At 42.6% G+C, this 16,295-nt stretch carries 17 protein-coding genes; 11 read left to right on the forward strand and 6 right to left on the reverse strand.

Going from position 1 to position 16,295, the window contains the following annotated elements:
• The first annotated feature begins 453 nt into the window (after positions 1–453).
• From VKA52_RS00325 to VKA52_RS00340, 4 genes are all read left to right on the forward strand, one after another.
• Positions 454–1,815: a cytochrome ubiquinol oxidase subunit I gene (locus tag VKA52_RS00325; RefSeq protein ID WP_160912908.1), complete on the forward strand. Its 1,362-nt coding sequence runs from the start codon at positions 454–456 to the stop codon at positions 1,813–1,815.
• Positions 1,812–2,825 (forward strand): cytochrome d ubiquinol oxidase subunit II, encoded by a 1,014-nt coding sequence (locus VKA52_RS00330; RefSeq protein ID WP_326313811.1) that lies wholly within the window; start codon positions 1,812–1,814, stop codon positions 2,823–2,825. The genes VKA52_RS00325 and VKA52_RS00330 overlap by 4 nt, the downstream gene beginning before the upstream one ends.
• Before the next feature lie 153 nt (positions 2,826–2,978).
• A complete protein-coding gene (locus VKA52_RS00335; RefSeq protein ID WP_326313812.1) occupies positions 2,979–3,257 on the forward strand; it encodes a YesK family protein in 279 nt (92 codons plus the stop codon).
• 171 nt (positions 3,258–3,428) lie between these two features.
• Positions 3,429–4,094, forward strand: coding sequence for a potassium channel family protein (locus VKA52_RS00340; RefSeq protein ID WP_326313813.1), 666 nt, complete (start codon positions 3,429–3,431; stop codon positions 4,092–4,094).
• A gap of 228 nt (positions 4,095–4,322) precedes the next feature.
• On the opposite strand, the gene VKA52_RS00345 is transcribed toward VKA52_RS00340, so the two are convergent.
• From VKA52_RS00345 to VKA52_RS00355, 3 genes are all read right to left on the reverse strand, one after another.
• Positions 4,323–4,460: a hypothetical protein gene (locus tag VKA52_RS00345; protein WP_326313814.1), complete on the reverse strand. Its 138-nt coding sequence runs from the start codon at positions 4,458–4,460 to the stop codon at positions 4,323–4,325.
• Between the two features lie 66 nt (positions 4,461–4,526).
• Positions 4,527–4,922: a M67 family metallopeptidase gene (locus VKA52_RS00350; RefSeq protein WP_326313815.1), complete on the reverse strand. Its 396-nt coding sequence runs from the start codon at positions 4,920–4,922 to the stop codon at positions 4,527–4,529.
• Between the two features lies 1 nt (position 4,923).
• On the reverse strand, positions 4,924–5,946 hold the full coding sequence (locus VKA52_RS00355; RefSeq protein WP_326313816.1) for a hypothetical protein: 1,023 nt from the start codon (positions 5,944–5,946) through the stop codon (positions 4,924–4,926).
• Between the two features lie 311 nt (positions 5,947–6,257).
• Here VKA52_RS00355 and VKA52_RS00360 point away from each other — a divergent pair, with 311 nt between their 5' ends.
• The 5 genes from VKA52_RS00360 (at position 6,258) to VKA52_RS00380 (ending at position 11,211) form a co-directional block, all read left to right on the forward strand.
• Positions 6,258–6,929, forward strand: a complete 672-nt coding sequence (locus tag VKA52_RS00360) for a hypothetical protein (protein ID WP_326313817.1) — start codon at positions 6,258–6,260, stop codon at positions 6,927–6,929.
• A gap of 125 nt (positions 6,930–7,054) precedes the next feature.
• Positions 7,055–7,603: a hypothetical protein gene (locus VKA52_RS00365; RefSeq protein WP_326313818.1), complete on the forward strand. Its 549-nt coding sequence runs from the start codon at positions 7,055–7,057 to the stop codon at positions 7,601–7,603.
• A 28-nt stretch (positions 7,604–7,631) separates the two neighbouring features.
• Positions 7,632–7,880 carry a hypothetical protein gene (locus tag VKA52_RS00370; protein WP_326313819.1) on the forward strand — a complete coding sequence of 83 codons (249 nt, stop codon included), beginning with the start codon at positions 7,632–7,634 and terminating at the stop codon, positions 7,878–7,880.
• A gap of 27 nt (positions 7,881–7,907) precedes the next feature.
• On the forward strand, positions 7,908–9,290 hold the full coding sequence (locus VKA52_RS00375; RefSeq protein WP_326313820.1) for a hypothetical protein: 1,383 nt from the start codon (positions 7,908–7,910) through the stop codon (positions 9,288–9,290).
• Positions 9,291–9,489: 199 nt separating this feature from the next.
• Entirely contained in the window at positions 9,490–11,211 is a 1,722-nt protein-coding gene (locus VKA52_RS00380) for a pyruvate oxidase (protein ID WP_326313831.1), read from the forward strand.
• Positions 11,212–11,252: 41 nt separating this feature from the next.
• Here VKA52_RS00380 and rnjA read toward each other — a convergent pair whose 3' ends face one another.
• Positions 11,253–12,923, reverse strand: coding sequence for a ribonuclease J1 (rnjA, locus tag VKA52_RS00385; protein WP_160912931.1), 1,671 nt, complete (start codon positions 12,921–12,923; stop codon positions 11,253–11,255).
• A gap of 3 nt (positions 12,924–12,926) precedes the next feature.
• Positions 12,927–13,136 carry a DNA-dependent RNA polymerase subunit epsilon gene (locus VKA52_RS00390; protein WP_160912697.1) on the reverse strand — a complete coding sequence of 70 codons (210 nt, stop codon included), beginning with the start codon at positions 13,134–13,136 and terminating at the stop codon, positions 12,927–12,929.
• A 439-nt stretch (positions 13,137–13,575) separates the two neighbouring features.
• Between VKA52_RS00390 and VKA52_RS00395 the strand changes: the two genes are divergently transcribed.
• Positions 13,576–14,352 (forward strand): Cof-type HAD-IIB family hydrolase, encoded by a 777-nt coding sequence (locus VKA52_RS00395; RefSeq protein ID WP_326313821.1) that lies wholly within the window; start codon positions 13,576–13,578, stop codon positions 14,350–14,352.
• A 313-nt stretch (positions 14,353–14,665) separates the two neighbouring features.
• Here VKA52_RS00395 and def read toward each other — a convergent pair whose 3' ends face one another.
• Positions 14,666–15,220: a peptide deformylase gene (gene def / locus VKA52_RS00400; protein WP_326313822.1), complete on the reverse strand. Its 555-nt coding sequence runs from the start codon at positions 15,218–15,220 to the stop codon at positions 14,666–14,668.
• 227 nt (positions 15,221–15,447) lie between these two features.
• Here def and VKA52_RS00405 point away from each other — a divergent pair, with 227 nt between their 5' ends.
• Positions 15,448–16,134, forward strand: coding sequence for a YkyA family protein (locus VKA52_RS00405; RefSeq protein WP_326313823.1), 687 nt, complete (start codon positions 15,448–15,450; stop codon positions 16,132–16,134).
• Positions 16,135–16,295 lie beyond the last annotated feature (161 nt).

Raw genomic sequence — 16,295 nt, forward strand, 5'->3', positions numbered from 1 at the left:
GAGTAAAAGCTTCCCTTTCCTGGAAGTGGTTTCGAGATACTTATATGGCAAAGGGCGGAGGGGAATGGCGAGACTCCTGCGGGAAAAAAGTGCTTGGTGAGACCCCACAGGACGCAGTCCGAGGAGGCTCACCGCGCTCCCGCGGAAAGCGAGCTATTCCCCGCAGCCCCCATCCACTCAACAAAAGTCTCGAAACTGAGTCTTCCACTAAAGGGAGCTATAGTAAGAAGGAGTGTGTTTGTAATTGCTATTCTTAAGTTACATGGTTGTAGCAATGGGGAAGAGGAGAAATAGGCATAATGTTCGACACTAGGAAGATGTTAGGGTAATATTTTCATATAATAGACACTTTGTGAAGGATGTCACAAAATCGTCAACAACCATCTGACCATGAACCGTTTTCAAGCTTTATACTAACGGTAGTATGACCGATTTTAGTTAGGGGGAAGAAAGATGTTTGGTTTTGAAACCGTTGAATTGAGCCGGGCGCTTACAGCTATGACACTGCTTTTCCATGCGATTTTTGCGACGCTTGGTGTCGGTGTTCCTGTACTCATATCGATTGCCGAGCTCATCGGAATTAAGAAAAAAGATCCACACTATACATTGCTTGCCCGCAGGTGGGCCCGCGGCTATACAATTACTGTAGCTGTCGGAGTAGTAACAGGTACCGCGATCGGCCTGCAGTTATCATTAATTTGGCCAAGTTTTATGCAGTTGGCAGGGAATGTCATTGCGTTGCCGCTTTTCATGGAAACGTTCGCGTTTTTCTTTGAAGCGATTTTCCTTGGCATTTATTTATATACGTGGGATCGGTTTAAGAAGCCAATCTATCATTGGATCTTATCTATACCTGTGGTCATCGGTGGGACGTTGTCCGCTTTTTTCATTACCACAGTCAATTCTTTTATGAACACACCTCAGGGTTTCGAAATGGAGGATGGACGCTTTACAGCGGTTGACCCCATAGCAGCAATGTTCAACCCTGCCACCCCGACGAAAGTGTTTCACGTGATATCCTCTTCCTATTTAACAGCCGCTGCTGTACTTGCAGGTATTGCGGCCTTCATTATTCTCGTGAAAAAAGGGTCGTTATATCATAAAAAAGCGTTGAAGCTTACGGTTACGATGACGTTTCTATTTGCGATTCTGACAGCTGTTGCCGGCGACTTTTCTGCTAAATTCCTTGCTGAATACCAGCCGGAAAAATTGGCAGCAGGGGAGTGGCATTTTGAAACAGAGGAAGGGGCGGACCTAGTTGTCTTTGGTACGCTGAATGAGAACAATGAAGTAGAAAATGCGATTCGGATCCCGAATGCGTTGAGTTTCCTTGCTCACGGCGACTTTAATGCAGAGGTTGAAGGGTTAAATGAAACACCGGAAGAGGAACGACCGCCTCTATGGATCCACTACATGTTCGACCTCATGGTCAGCATCGGATTCTACACACTCGGCATTTCACTTCTCTTCCTCATTTTTTGGAAGTTTAAAAGATGGAACGAATACAACCCGCTCCTTTTATGGGGCATTGTAGCTACAGGTCCTCTGACCATGTTTGCGATTGAGTTTGGCTGGATTTATGCAGAAGTAGGTCGCCAACCATGGATTTTACGTGGATTCATGACCGTTGCAGAAGGTGCGACAACCTCTCCGTATGTATTCTCGATGTTCATTCTTTTCGCGGCGGTGTACCTCGTGCTCGCTATGGGATGTCTTATGACTTTACGGAAAATCTTCAAAGGAAAACCGGCTGAATTGGAATTGGAACACCGTTATCCTCAGACAGCCGCTGCAAGCAGGGAGGGTGACTCATGAGTTATGAATTGATAGGAATTACCGTTCTCTGGCTCTTTCTTTATGGATATTTGATCGTTGCTTCCGTTGACTTCGGTGCTGGTTTCTTTGCCTATTATGCACGATTGACGAAGAAAGACCATTTGATCAATCAGCTGATTTCCCGGTATTTATCCCCTGTGTGGGAAGTGACCAACGTCTTCTTTGTCTTCTTTTTTGTAGGACTCGTTGGTTTTTTTCCGGACATGGCCTACTATTTTGGACAAACGCTTTTGATTCCTGGCAGTATCGCTATTGTCCTGCTCGCGATCAGAGGATCCTTTTATGCATTTGAAAACTATGGCTCGAAAGATAATTCTCTTTATATGTTCCTGTATGGAGCGACAGGTTTGCTCATCCCGGCTTCTCTTTCTACGGCGTTAACGATATCCGAAGGTGGATATATTGAAGAGACGTCTAATGGTGTCCAACTCCTTTACGGAGAATTAATCTCAAGTCCATATTCCTGGAGTGTTGTTTTTCTAGCTATTGTCAGTGTCCTTTATATCAGCGCCATGTTTCTTGCCTACTATGCCAACCGGGCAGGAGATCAGCCGGCGCTTGAAATCCTTAGAAAATACGCGTTATTCTGGAGTTCTCCGACGATCATTGCCAGTCTTACGACATTCATAGCACTCAGTCAGCAGAATATGGATCATTTTCAAAGAGCCATTGAATTATGGTGGGTATTCGGAATCTCGGTAGCCTTTTTCATGATTGCTGTCTTTCTCGTCTATCAAGGGAAGTATTATGGATGGGCCTTTATTGCTGTCATGATTCAATTTTTCATCGCCTTCTTCGGATATGGAGCCTCTCATTTACCGTATTTGCTTTATCCTTACGTTACCATTACCAGTGGCGTGACCAACGACTCTATGGCTATCGCTTTAGTGATCGTTTTTATTGCAGGACTGTTATTGTTGATCCCATCACTTTTCCTGTTAATGAGACTCTTCCTTTTCGATGCAGACTATGTAAAAGGGAAAAAATAAACGTACGATATGAAAAGCGTAGAGTCTACGGACTCTATGCTTTTTGTTTTTAAAAAAGTGTTCTTTTGAAACAAAATCGCTTTCGTATCGTATAAGGTTTCTATAACCGGTTTTAGTAGAGAACTCAAATCCTAATGAAAAGGAGATGCTCTTATGATGCTTTATGGACCTTTCCTCGTATCTTTAGTACCAGGAATCATAGGATTAACACTCTCGTGGTTGTTCAGTAAAAAGGGCTTTTCCCTATGGGGCAGGATGTTACCCGGAAGCTTGTTAACAATTGCTGCTGCCATACTTTTTTATCACGGTTATGTTAACATAAGGGGCTTTGAAGGCGCAGCCTATGGCATTCTTGGTTTCTTTTTCATCATTTATGCTCTCCCATCTTTTATAATAGGAGCAAAAATGAAAAGCTCTGCTAAAGAAAAATGAACGGGTGACCCCATCGATTTCAGGTCCTCATGAGAAAGGGCAGGGATCGATCTTTAAGGAATAGAGGCATCCTTGGGTGATCTCATAAGAATATAGAGATTTCATATGTTGTGATAGCGTGAATGTGATAAAATAAAGCATAGAATTTGCGAGACAGTTGGGGGTAGACGTATGAAAAAAGAATTCGCCGTCATCGGTCTCGGCCGGTTCGGGGGCAGCATCTGCCGTGAATTGAGCCGTGAGGGCATGGAAGTACTTGCTCTTGACCTTGATGAAGATAAAGTAAACGAATATCGGGATATTGCTTCACATGCCGTCATAGCTGATTCAACCGATGAGTATGTACTGAAGGAGCTTGGGTTCCGTAACATCGATCATGTCATTGTAGCCATAGGGGACAATATCCAGGCCAGCATGCTGACGACATTGATTCTAAAGGAAATGGGCATCAAAATGATTACGGTAAAGGCCCAAAATGATTACCATGAAAAAATCCTCAATAAAATAGGAGCCGATCAAGTCGTTCACCCGGAACGTGATATGGGGAAACGAATCGCTCATAACATCATCTCGAATAACATTCTTGACTACATCGAGCTTTCTGATGACCATAGTGTCGTGGAGGTGAAAGCTGGAAGCAAAATGGGTGGTCAAACCCTGGTGGATCTTGATATCCGTGCAGAGTATGGATGTAACGTCGTTGCGATTAAACGGGACAAGGATGTGATTGTCTCCCCAATGGCAACGGAAGAAATTAGAGAAAGTGATGTGCTGATCGTCATTGGTGCGGATAAAGATATCAGTCGTTTTGAAAAGAACCTGGTATTAGAGGATTAAGCCGTGGCTCCTGCCAAAATCAATAGACAAAGAAAAGGAAGAGGACGCAGTGTACCGATGGCGTCTTCTTCCTTTTTTTATCATCTTATATGGAGAATTCATTTGGATTATTCATATAGACTTCTTATTCCCAGGGATGTCTTAATCCCATGAGATGAGAAAGAGTCTCTTTGGATTATGATACATAAAATAAGAACGCTCAATTCCTCTCATTCGGAGGCGAGTGGATTAGGTTCTCTTTTTACCACAGCATCCGCCACGTGGACGAACGGTTTTATTGGAAGATGTGTTAATGACGATGGGTTGGTTGGAAGCTCTCATAAAAGGCTTGTTTTGAACTTGTCTTTTCACATTTCTGGCTTTCACGTTTACCTCTCCTTAACCTTGATAGTTTATTATAATCAAAAAAGGTTGAATGGGAAGGGCAGATGTTTATTCTATGGAAAAAGGGTGTTCGTCATAAGTAAAATTCTTAATGGAATAACATTTTATCGTTGGAGGGCTGGTTTTATAAGAGATAATCAGCATTTTAACCTCATCATCCGGATGATTCTTAAGATCATAAAAGGAAGGAACCGGTGCTGTGGTTGGGTGAGAGTGATAAACGCCCAGCACCGTCTGATTGATTGCTGTTATTCTCTCTAATGTCTCTTCGACGACCTTCTTACTCACATAAAAGCGATGAGGCGACTTCCATTCATTTTCTAACGGCCATAACTTTTGAATATCGCTGGGACCTTCACCACTGAGTAGACCACATGTTTCATACGGGAGAGCTTCAGAACCTTGGTGAATCATCTGATCATATAAGTCCTTCAGGATTTTCATATCAGCTGTTCCACCGCTGGAAAATAGAAAGCAGGGATCGTTCCTTTTTCTTCATGGATTCATTACTGGAAGAAAGGTTTGAATGATCCTTGGTTTCTATTTGATTATTTTCACTGTTCGATTCATTTCTCTTTATACGTGGTTTCTGTGCTTCTGCATGGTAAATGGCCATTTGTGCAGATTCTGGTTTCATCAATTGAAATTGTATATTCGTTTTCTTTGTGGTCTTCTCTTTGTTTATTCCGACGTGGGCGGTTTCTTTATCGTTTTTTTTTGAGTTTGCCTTTATCGTTGTCTGCTGGTTGAAGTCGAACTGAGGGTTGACGTAAGTTTTTGATTTTCCAGCTTTGGCTCTCGTCGGTTTAGGAAACGATGAGGGGCCTTGGAAGCCCTGTGTATTGGCAGAGTAGTTTTGCTGGTAGGACGTATAGGGATGTTGGTGACTCATTGGCTGATGGTAATCATTTCGTTGTGGTGAGATCCTCTTTGATTGAAGCATATTTTGAAGCTTCCGAAAATCGGAGGTTTGAACTTTTCCTTTTTGCTTCGCAGGGTGTTCAGCAACAGGGATTTCTTTCTGATGCTCAACGGTTTGCATTTGCTGCTTCAACTGCTGGATTTCCTGAGTCAAACGAGTGACTTCGTTCACTTCCTCTGCTTTTTTAGCAGACCCTTGATTATCCATGAAACGATTCATTTTCTCCATTAAATCATGAACTTGAAGACGGTCCATTTTCTCTTTAATAAAGTCGATGTCTTTTTGCAATCCGTTCACCGTTTCCTTCACGGATTGTATTTGAGCAGCGAGTTGTTGGGATCTCTGCTCGGCGTTGTAATGGTATTCATCCATTTTCTTTAAAACTCCTTCTGTTTGATTCTTAGAATCATGAGATTCTTGTTTGATAAGAAGGTAGTCATCGATGACATTGGTTTTCTGTAGTGATTGCAGCATCTCTTTATAAAGCGACAATTTTGCCAGTTTAGATTCTAGTTCTTTTGAGTTGTTCGGACGTTTTTGATCCATCACTCATCACCCTTTTCAAGCACATTAATATACTATTTTTGTGTTTCCAATACGTGACATATGTGCCGGTTATTTCGTAAATTCCGCAATTGTATTCGTGTACTAATCATTGTATGCCTTGAAAAAAGGATTATTTTAGATTTTTCTTCTTATAAGGACAGTCACAGCCATCCATGTCCATGAATCTACTATAGGTGTTCGCACAAAATGCTAAAACGTACGAAATATCAGCATTTGCACTAGACCCATCGGTACATCCGTTCATATGCTACGAATGAAAGAAAAATCTTATTCGGAGGTGTTTGCATACCATGCAAGCAAAAAATCTTACTGGGGGCCAGGAGCTCCTATGTATCAACACAGAAAAAGTTTATGATTGGATTATCAATGAAGCGACTTTCGATTTGAGTGTCGATGGACTTGAACTACCAGTCGGTCCAGATGGGGGTCAGTTGACATGTGATGATATCGTCATCGATTCAGTAACATGTGAAGTGGAGCCTGTGGATGTCGAGGTTCTTGGCCGAGTCGATCAGGAACTTGTTGTCGATGGTACGTTGCTGACTTTGCAGCTTGTCAACATCCGTAAAAACTTTGAAGTGACCATTTCTGTTGAACTTACACCTGAATTAGGTGGAGGAACCGTTGAGGTTGGAAGCGCTACATTCACGCGCTGTGAGCAGGTCCTTCTTTGTGCACCAGAAGGAACAGACATTGATGTGGATTACACGGACTTGAGCTGCTTCGTTTGCACAGCTTCCTGTGTAGAAAACGGAACAGAAGTCGACGAGCTTGATGTTGATGTGACTGTACGTCTATGCCAAAGCATTCAGTCCACATACGATGTCACACTTGAAATCGTAGCAGAGTTCTGCCAACCGCGTGATATTCTTCCTATCCCGCCTTGCCCGACTCCTACAATTCCACCACAATGCCCTGTATTGTTCCCAAATGTTGATGGCGACAATGGTGATGATGCTTAAGTATTAAGCATAGATTAAAAGAGAGGATCTGATCCTCTCTTTTTATTTTTGCAAAAAATGGTGAACCCTCAAACGGCGGGTCCTCCATTAATAGGAAGTCATGGAGACTAGAGGAGGTGGTCAATGTGGAGGACAACATCTCACAATGGAAGAGGAAGAATGACCAGTATCTTCAATCCATTAAAGCGAAGATTCAAGCACTAAAAAAACACCAGGCTCCATCCACGTACTGTTATTTTACATATTCTATTCATTTTTCCCACGACCCAGCTCATGAAAGCATGCTTATTGGAAGTTTTCATATCTATAATCATCAAATGGAACCCTTCCGTAACCCCTACATCTGCCTGAAGCTTAAAGAAGCTTCCATCCTTCGCTTTTCCGGAAAATATGTTTACAAGGACTCAACCATGAAAATGCGCATGCCGGGAGCCTGGGAAAGGATGAATGAAAAATCCGATAAAGAAGAGTTTTGGTTGAAGCCAATAGAGGTGAATCAGATAGAACCTGGCAACCTCTTATCGTTTAATAATTTCCAAATGAAATGGTCACCTCAAGAGAATTATACAGAGAGCATGAAAGGTTTTACGTATGGGGATGGATTTGAAAATGGCATCCCTTCTTTGAATCAAATTCATGTTAGTGGAACGAATGTGAGGGAGGGGGAAGGCTGAGGTGGATGACCTGGAACTCCAAATTTTAATGAAAAAGTATCTAAAACAATGGATGGTTCGTAAATTGGGAGAAGTAAAGGAAGGCGATACAGGCAAGAGTTTCATGTTTTTGGATGGGGAGACCATTCATATGCTATTTATAATGATGATGTTCCATCAAGGACACTCCTGGAATAAACCTGTGGCTTCCGCTCCTCTAGATAATGAAAAATGGGAGTCCCTTATGGAAGAACAAGAAAAAAAGCTCAAGGACATTCTTGATTTGTTGGAGGAGTAAGTGGATTTGTTGATGGGAGGAATGAAAATGGAAAAAGACACAATCGTTCTTCAACAGAAAATCATTCATTTTAAGTCAGAACTCGCCAAATACAAAGAGAAAGTCAAGGATTATCAGGAAAACTACCATTATGCTCTTTTAAGTAAATTAAAAAAGGAAAATGCTGAACTCTTGCAGGAGAATGAAGAACTGATTAAAGAAAAAGGCGTAGCCACAGAGGAAGCTCATCGCAGGATTCAAGGAATAGAATCCCAATTGTCCAATAGCCAGAAGCGTCAAGAAGCGTTACAAGAGGAAGCGGCTGTGTGGAGGGAAAAAGCGGAACGGTATCAAAAAAATTTCTCGGAGATTTCCCAACACCTTTCCTCAGCTAAAAAAGAGATCACTCAAGTCGAGTATCGGCTCCATAAGAAAGAAAAAGAACTGGATGAGATAAAAATAGAGTGGAAAAAATCCATCCAGGAGTATGAAGAAAAAGCATCTGCACATGCGGCACGCTTGGCTGATCTATCCGGAGAAAACCAATCGTTGAAAGAAAGCATGGAAATGATCCTTCAAGAAAAAGAAGAATTAAATGGAAAGGTCCAGGGGTTAGAGTCTCAACAAGTGGAAAGAGACAAACAAATGGATACGTACAAAAAATCCTTACATCAGGCAGAAGAAACCTATGCTGAATTGATGAATAAACAGGAGAAAGAGAAAGAAGAGTATACAAAACTGAAAGCTGCCTATGAAGATAAGGATAGAAAAATCAATAAACTCCTGGCTAAAAATGAATCGCAGGCAAGCAGGTTAAAGAATTCTTTAGAAGAAAAGTCCGAACAGCAGGCCACGATTCGACATTTAAAAAATGAGCTTGAAAAACGAAGTGCCACGAGTAAAGCGTTTGAGCAGAAATTGCCGACTTTACAAGATTCGCTTCAAAAATTGAAGCAGGAAAAAGACAAATTAATGGGTCAGCAAAAAGTAAATGACCAATTGCTTCAAAAATTAAAAAAAGAAAAAGAGCAGTTCGAGACGAACAATCAGGTTTACGAAAAGGAATGTCAGCAATGGAAGAAGAAAGAGGAAGAATGGGAGCGGACGAAAGGGCAGTTAGAAAAGAAATTATCTGCCGCCCGCTCGGAACTGGAGCAAAAAGAACAGTCTTTGCATCAATGGAAGGCTGAGAATGAAAAACTGGTGAAACTCAATCAAAAATACTTGCATGCTTTTTCAAATGAAACAGGAGATGCTTCCGAAGATATGATAACCTTTTTAGATGAGCAAATGAAAAAGATCCTTGGTCAGACTTTTGAATACGAAGAAGAACTGGATTCGAAAATTCTGTTTATGAAGTCTCTGGAGGAGAAAATTGATCAGCTGGGAAATGAAATACTTGAACTGGAAGACAAGGAGAATAAAAAGTAGTTCAGAAAGCGCTGCGAATGATCATTCGCAGCGCTTTTTTTATTTCATCAGTAAATAGATCGAAAATGAGAAACGATAAGACTGATAGGCAGCACATGGATGATTAGGTTTGCTCATCCATCTTTTTGTTTAAGAAAAGCGGGAAAAGGAAATAAGAAAGGTTATAGAAGATAATATGGAGCTTGAAAGGATGATTTGGATGTTCAATAAACGAACAGGTGAAGTCATGACACAACAACTCATTAATTGGGGTGTCGATCATATATATGGTATGCCGGGAGATTCCATCAACGAGCTAATCGATGATTTAAGGAAAAGGCAGGATGAAATTGAATTCGTCCAAGTCCGCCACGAGGAAACCGGAGCCTTGTCAGCAGCTGCTTATGCTAAATTGACAGGGAAGATCGGAGTTACAGCCGCTATCGCTGGACCTGGAGCGGTTCACTTACTTAACGGCCTTTATGATGCCAAAGCGGACAGCGCGCCTGTGCTTGCGATTGTTGGACAAGTGCATAGTGAAGAAGTAGGGACAGGGGCATTCCAGGAAATCAACCTGGAGAGAATGTTCGATGATGTCGCGGTATTCAACCGCCGGGCAGAGACGGAAGCACAGCTCCCAGACCTGCTTGACCAGGCTATTAAAGAAGCCTACGCACATAAAGGGGTATCTGTCCTGATTGTCCCTGATGATTTATTCGCGGCCAAGCAGACAGATGAGGTCCGCCTCACTTCCGGAGATTATTATAGACCAGAAATTTTCCCTTCACAAAAACAATTAAACGAAGCAAGGCAACTTATTGAAAAAGCAGAAAAACCGATCATTTTGGCAGGGCAGGGAACGAGAAATGCCCCGAATGAACTGATCGATTTTGCCGAGTCGATTAAAGCTCCCATTATTTTAAGTCTGCTTGCAAAAGGAGTGATTCCTGATAATCATCCCTACTGCCTCGGACAGCATGGTCAAATCGGTACAAAGCCGGCTTACCATGCCATGAAGGAAACGGACCTGCTGATTCTCGTAGGCACACAGTTTCCATACCGTGATTTCCTACCTGATGATGTCGCAGCCATTCAAATCGACAATAAGCCTGAAAACCTTGGGAAGTATTATCCCATTGAAGTCGGGCTTGCTGGGGACAGTAAAGAAACAATGGCCGCTCTTGCCAAGCTTACGGCTCCTGTCGAGAAGAGAGAGTACCTCGAGTATTACCAGGAAAAAATGAATGACTGGAGAATCGCTCTTCAAGAGGAGAAAAGATCCACAGAGAACCCATTACATGCGCCTCAGGTGATGTACGAACTTGAAAAACATATGGAACCGGGGGCTATTATCTCTGGCGACGTAGGCAACGTGACCGTATGGCTTTCCCGCTTCCTGCATCTTGTGAACCAAAAGTTCGTTTTGTCTGGCTGGTTGGCAACGATGGGAAGTGGACTTCCTGGAGCGATTGCAGCGAAAAAAGCGTATCCGGACAAGCAGGTAATCGGAGTTTCGGGTGATGGTGGATTCTCCATGGTGATGCATGATTTTGTGACGGCCGTTAAATATGAGCTGCCGATCAAGATGATCGTGCTGAACAATAGTAAAATCGGGATGATTAAGTACGAACAAGAACAGATGGGGCATTTGAATTATGCGACAAACCTGGGAGAAGTGGACTTCGCTAAGTTTGCGGAAGCTTGTGGGGGAGAAGGCTATCGAGTGGAGTCCTATGAAGAGCTCTCTACAAAAATGAAGCAGGCCTTCGTTTCCGAAAAACCTGTACTGATTGATGTCGTCATTGAAGACCAGGCGCCACTCCCTGGGAAGATTGATTATCAGTCAGCCGTTAACTTTTCCAAGTATATCGTCAAAGAATTTTTTGAATCCGGAAACCTCGACTTACCGGACATGAAAAAAGCATTGAAACGACTGACATAAAAAGAAATCCCCGCTGGAAATCCAGCGGGGATTTTTTACGATCACACTTCCATAATGATTGGAAGGATCATCGGACGACGCTTCGTCTTTTCAAACAAGAACGGAGCAATGGTATCTGTGATTTCGTTTTTGATCTCAGACCATTGAGTCGTACGACGCTCCATCACTTTTTCAACATGGGAGCTGACGAGATTCTGTGCTTCTTTGATCAAGTCTTCTGATTCTCTCATGTAGACGAATCCACGGGAGATGATATCAGGACCTGATGCGATCTTGAATTCTTTCATATTGATACTGACGACTACGATGACAAGACCTTCTTCAGAAAGAATTCTACGATCACGAAGGACGATGTTACCGATGTCACCAATTCCGCTTCCGTCGACATAGACAGACCCGGACGGGATTTTACCTGCGACACTTGCTTCTTCTTTACCAAGAGCAAGGACGTCACCATTATCCATGACGAAGCAGTTCTCAGGCTCGACGCCACAATCGTGACTGAGCTTCGTGTGCTCCTTCAGCATACGGTATTCCCCGTGAATCGGCATAAAGAATTTCGGTTGGATCAAACGAAGCATCAGCTTCATTTCTTCCTGGCTACCGTGACCGGATGTGTGGATGTCATTCAATGGGCCGTGGATGACATCAGCACCGGCGCGGTAGAGTTTATTAATCGTACGGCTGACACTGATCGTGTTTCCAGGGATTGGGGAAGAAGAGAACACGACGGTGTCGCCTGGTTGAATTTGAATTTGACGGTGAGTACCGTTGGCGATACGTGACAGGGCAGCCATTGGTTCACCTTGTGAGCCTGTACAAAGGATCACGACTTCATTTGCTGGAAGTCGGTTGATCTGCTGGGCATCAATGAATGTATCCTTAGGGGCACGGATATATCCAAGTTCCTGACCGATTCGGATGGAAGATTCCATACTTCGTCCGAAAACAGCCACTTTACGGCCTTTCTTAACGGCAGATTCCACCACTTGTTGAAGACGGTGGATGTTTGATGCAAAGGTTGCAAAGATTAATCGACCATCATCCATACGCGAAAAGATGTCATCGATACTCTGTCCTACGATTCGTTCGGACTTAGTGAAACCAGGAACTTCTGCATTGGTACTATCGGATAATAGGGCAAGCACGCCTTCTTTACCGATTTCAGCCATCTTAGCAAGATCGGCTGGTTCTCCTACAGGGGTGAAGTCGAATTTGAAGTCCCCTGTGTGTACGACGTTTCCTGGTGGAGTTTTAACTACCACACCGTAGGAATCAGGGATACTGTGCGTTGTACGGAAGAACGATACGGATGTTTTACGGAATTTGATGACATCGTCTTCCTGAATAGGATTCAGTTTCGCATTCCGCAAGAGACCGTGTTCATCCAACTTATTGCGGATCAGGCCGAGCGCCAGTTTGCCCGCATAAATTGGGATATTGATTTCACGAAGCAAGTAAGGAATTCCACCAATGTGGTCTTCGTGACCGTGCGTAATGAACAGCCCTTTGATCTTGTCTTGATTTTGGACGAGGTACGTATAATCCGGAATAACATAGTCGATACCGAGCAGCTCGTCTTCCGGGAATTTAATACCAGCGTCAATGAGGATGATTTCGTCTTGGAATTGTACTCCGTACGTGTTTTTACCAATTTCACCGAGTCCGCCAAGGGCGAATACGGCTGTCTGGTCATTTTTTACGAATTTCATAAGTTAAAAATTCTCCACTTTGAAATCTTCGGATTGCTTTTCATATTCAAGATGATCCTCATCAAGCACCTGAATATATTCGATATTGAATCCTTCATTTTTTAACTTTTCACGAACTTGTCTTTCTGTTTCCGCTTCCACGTACATGCTGTCTGTACGTTCACGGACAGGAACTTCGCTCGCCAGTTCCTGATAAAGTACTTTAAATATCATTACTCTATCGCTCCTAACTAGATATAATTTCCACATTCTTGTCCTGTCATCATCATAGCACGATTGTTTCCTATATGGGAATGATAATGGTATGTGCGGGTGCTCGGTACACCCAAAAACAATGGTTTACGCGTATGTTTTTCGTTTCATGAAATCTTTCCAACGTTTTCTAAGCTTCCTTCGTAGACGCTTCATCATCTGCATCTATCCCCTTTCATACTTAAAGAAGAAAACAAAAAAACGTTAAACCGCCCAATCCCTGTTATCTCTAGTATAATACGGTTTGTGGAAGAATGAAACATTTACATATTAGATTTTGTATATATCGTGTGTTTTTCTTCTCAAACCTATCCACTCATGCTACAGTATAGCCAAAGAGTGGGGTATGCTATGATACATAAGAGAAATTGTACGCAGGCCGACGAGGAGGAACAAAGAAATGACGAAAAAAATTGCTTTTTTTGATATTGATGGAACACTACTGGATCACGATAAAAAACTTCCTGAGAAAACAAAGGCAGCGATCCAGGCACTCAAAGATGAAGGGGTTTACTGCGCCATTGCAACCGGACGGGCTCCTTTTATGTATAAGAAGCTGAGAGAAGAACTTGGAATCGATTCCTTCGTAAGTTTCAATGGGCAGTATGTCGTTTTCGAAGGAAAAGAAATCTACACCAATCCTTTGTCTGAACCAGAACTGGAGCGCCTTCATAAGCATGCAGAGCACAACAACCATCCGATGGTCTTCATGAACCATGAAGAAATGAAAGCTTCCGTTCCCGATCACGATCATATTGAAGAGAGCCTGGGTACGCTATATATCGAGCACCCTAGTGCTGATGCCTCTTTTTTTAAAGGGAGAAATATTTATCAGTCCCTTTTATTCTGTGAAGGTGATGAAATCGAAGAATACAGAGAAGCTTATGATTCCTTCGATTACATCCGTTGGCATCCCGTTTCCTGCGATGTCCTTCCTAAAGGTGGTTCAAAAGCAGAAGGAATTAAAAAGATGATTGAAGCAGCAGGTCTTCATATGGAGGACACCTACGCCTTTGGCGACGGCTTGAACGATATCGAAATGATTCGTGAAGTTGGAACTGGAGTCGCGATGGGAAATGCCGTTCCTGAAACGAAAGCCGTCAGCGATTTCGTGACTAAAGATGTAGGGGAAGACGGTCTCTCCCATGCCATTTATGAACTAGGATTGTTGAAGTAACCTTTTTCTACTAACTGGCAGGATTCTTGAAGGGACAGTTTCGCGTGTTTCTTAAGTGGATGGGGGCTACGGGGAATAGCTCGCTTTCCGCGGGAATGGATTGGCTGGAGAGACCCTGCAGAGCTTTAGCTCGAGGAGGCTCTCCGTCATCCTCGCAGGAAAGCGAGTAACTTCCCAATCACCCCTGACGCTCAATCTTGGCAACGAACCTAGAGATATCTCGTTCCTCAGTCTTGAAGAACATAGAGCTTATAAGGGAGAAGTTGAGAGTATAAAAAAAGCTCCACCGTCGTTGACGGTGGAGCTTTTAGTTTTATCGATCGGCAGGTGTGGCGTTATCAGGCTCTTTAAAAGGATTCTCCTGATCAATGTGATCATAAAACATGATTCCATGAAGATGATCGATTTCATGCTGAAATACGATAGCAGCATAATCTCTCAAGCGAAGCTTCACATTGTTACCTTCAAGATCTGTAGCTTTTACAGTAATACGACGATAGCGTGGAACATATCCAGGCACTTCGCGATCGACCGACAGACATCCTTCACCTGTAGAAAGATACGTTTTTTCCACTGAATGACTGACAATGCGAGGATTGAATAAACCGTAGCTGTACAACTTATCTTTCAAATCCGTGAAATGGACCGCAAGCATCCGCTTATTTACATTGATTTGCGGTGCAGCTAAGCCGACACCTGGACGTAGTCCGTAACGGTTACAAACTTGCTCATCCTGACTATTTTTCAAGTATTGAATCATTTCTTCTAACGTTTCTTTATCCTCCTCAGAAGGGGGGAGGGGCACTTCCTCTGTCACATGACGCAAAGCCGGGTGACCTTCACGAACAATATCGTCCATTGTGATCATTAAGCAACATCCTTTCAGACTAAACATTTTTCAAAAAAAGCTCTACCTCATTGATTTCAGTATTTATAATGAATGGAATAATGAGCTCTCTCAAATAGACCTTTTTCATCTCTATGTCAATGGTAACATATGTGAAAATGGTCCTTTCAATTTGATATCATTTATTATACTATTGTAGATACGTTTAGATTACAATAATGTTTCACGGAATTCGAGGGGGAAAAGGTGTGCGATTACATAAGCTAGTGATGCTCCTGGCAGTAGCAGCTTTCTTGCCTGCCTGTACAGGTCAGTCAGCAGAAGAACAGATTTATGAACATCTTGAAAAAGCGGTAACGTTAGAAGATGCTTTCCGCGAACAGCAGCAGCCGATGGTTGATCTTGAGACAGAAGAACAACAATTATATGAGGAAATCATCAATTTGAACATGGATCAATTTGATGAAATCGAGGAGAAGTCCAAGCAGGCGGCTTCCATTGTTGAAAAGCGAAGAGAAAAGCTTGAACTTGAAAAAGAGAGCATCGATTCCGCAAAAGAGGAATTTGATGAAATTGAACCTTTAATTGAGGATCTTGATGAAGAGAACGCAGAGGCCAAAGAAAAAGCGGAGCAATTAGTCGAAACGATGAATGCCCGGTACGATTCTTACCAGGATTTATATTCAGCTTATGACGAAGCATTGACTTTGGATGCCAAACTGTATGAGATGATGCAGAACGAGGATTTGAAAGAAGAAAAGCTTCAGGAGCAAATCGATAAAATTAATCAAAAGTATAATGAAGTGATTGAACAGAATGAGACGTTCAATAAACATACAGAAGAGTATAATGCATTGAAAAAAGAACTTTATGAAGCCATGGAACTTGATGTTACTTATGAACAGCAAGAAGAATCCTCAACTTCAGAAGAGTAGAGGGTAAGCCGTTGACGACTATTCGTCAGCGGCTTTTTATATGAAGCGATGCTCATCAAACATTGGACAGGCTCAATCACTTACCTCCGTTAACCAGGAAGGTGGTCAATCATTTACTCACTTTCCACCCTTTCTTTTATTAATGAAGGAAACGCAGGAAA

The sequence above is a fragment of the Halobacillus sp. HZG1 genome, from assembly GCF_035818575.1.
In the GTDB taxonomy this organism is placed as follows: Bacteria; Bacillota; Bacilli; order Bacillales; family Halobacillaceae; genus Halobacillus; species Halobacillus litoralis.

Bases quoted from the DNA above. Each gene is read 5' to 3' on its own strand.
- VKA52_RS00325 (WP_160912908.1), top strand. From the start codon at position 454: ATGTTTGGTTTTGAAACCGTTGAATTGAGCCGGGCGCTTACAGCTATG.
- VKA52_RS00330 (WP_326313811.1), top strand. From the start codon at position 1,812: ATGAGTTATGAATTGATAGGAATTACCGTTCTCTGGCTCTTTCTTTAT.
- VKA52_RS00335 (WP_326313812.1), top strand. From the start codon at position 2,979: ATGATGCTTTATGGACCTTTCCTCGTATCTTTAGTACCAGGAATCATA.
- VKA52_RS00340 (WP_326313813.1), top strand. From the start codon at position 3,429: ATGAAAAAAGAATTCGCCGTCATCGGTCTCGGCCGGTTCGGGGGCAGC.
- VKA52_RS00350 (WP_326313815.1), bottom strand. From the start codon at position 4,922: ATGAAAATCCTGAAGGACTTATATGATCAGATGATTCACCAAGGTTCT.
- VKA52_RS00355 (WP_326313816.1), bottom strand. From the start codon at position 5,946: ATGGATCAAAAACGTCCGAACAACTCAAAAGAACTAGAATCTAAACTG.
- VKA52_RS00360 (WP_326313817.1), top strand. From the start codon at position 6,258: ATGCAAGCAAAAAATCTTACTGGGGGCCAGGAGCTCCTATGTATCAAC.
- VKA52_RS00370 (WP_326313819.1), top strand. From the start codon at position 7,632: ATGAAAAAGTATCTAAAACAATGGATGGTTCGTAAATTGGGAGAAGTA.
- VKA52_RS00375 (WP_326313820.1), top strand. From the start codon at position 7,908: ATGGAAAAAGACACAATCGTTCTTCAACAGAAAATCATTCATTTTAAG.
- VKA52_RS00380 (WP_326313831.1), top strand. From the start codon at position 9,490: ATGTTCAATAAACGAACAGGTGAAGTCATGACACAACAACTCATTAAT.
- rnjA (WP_160912931.1), bottom strand. From the start codon at position 12,923: ATGAAATTCGTAAAAAATGACCAGACAGCCGTATTCGCCCTTGGCGGA.
- VKA52_RS00390 (WP_160912697.1), bottom strand. From the start codon at position 13,136: ATGATATTTAAAGTACTTTATCAGGAACTGGCGAGCGAAGTTCCTGTC.
- VKA52_RS00395 (WP_326313821.1), top strand. From the start codon at position 13,576: ATGACGAAAAAAATTGCTTTTTTTGATATTGATGGAACACTACTGGAT.
- def (WP_326313822.1), bottom strand. From the start codon at position 15,220: ATGATCACAATGGACGATATTGTTCGTGAAGGTCACCCGGCTTTGCGT.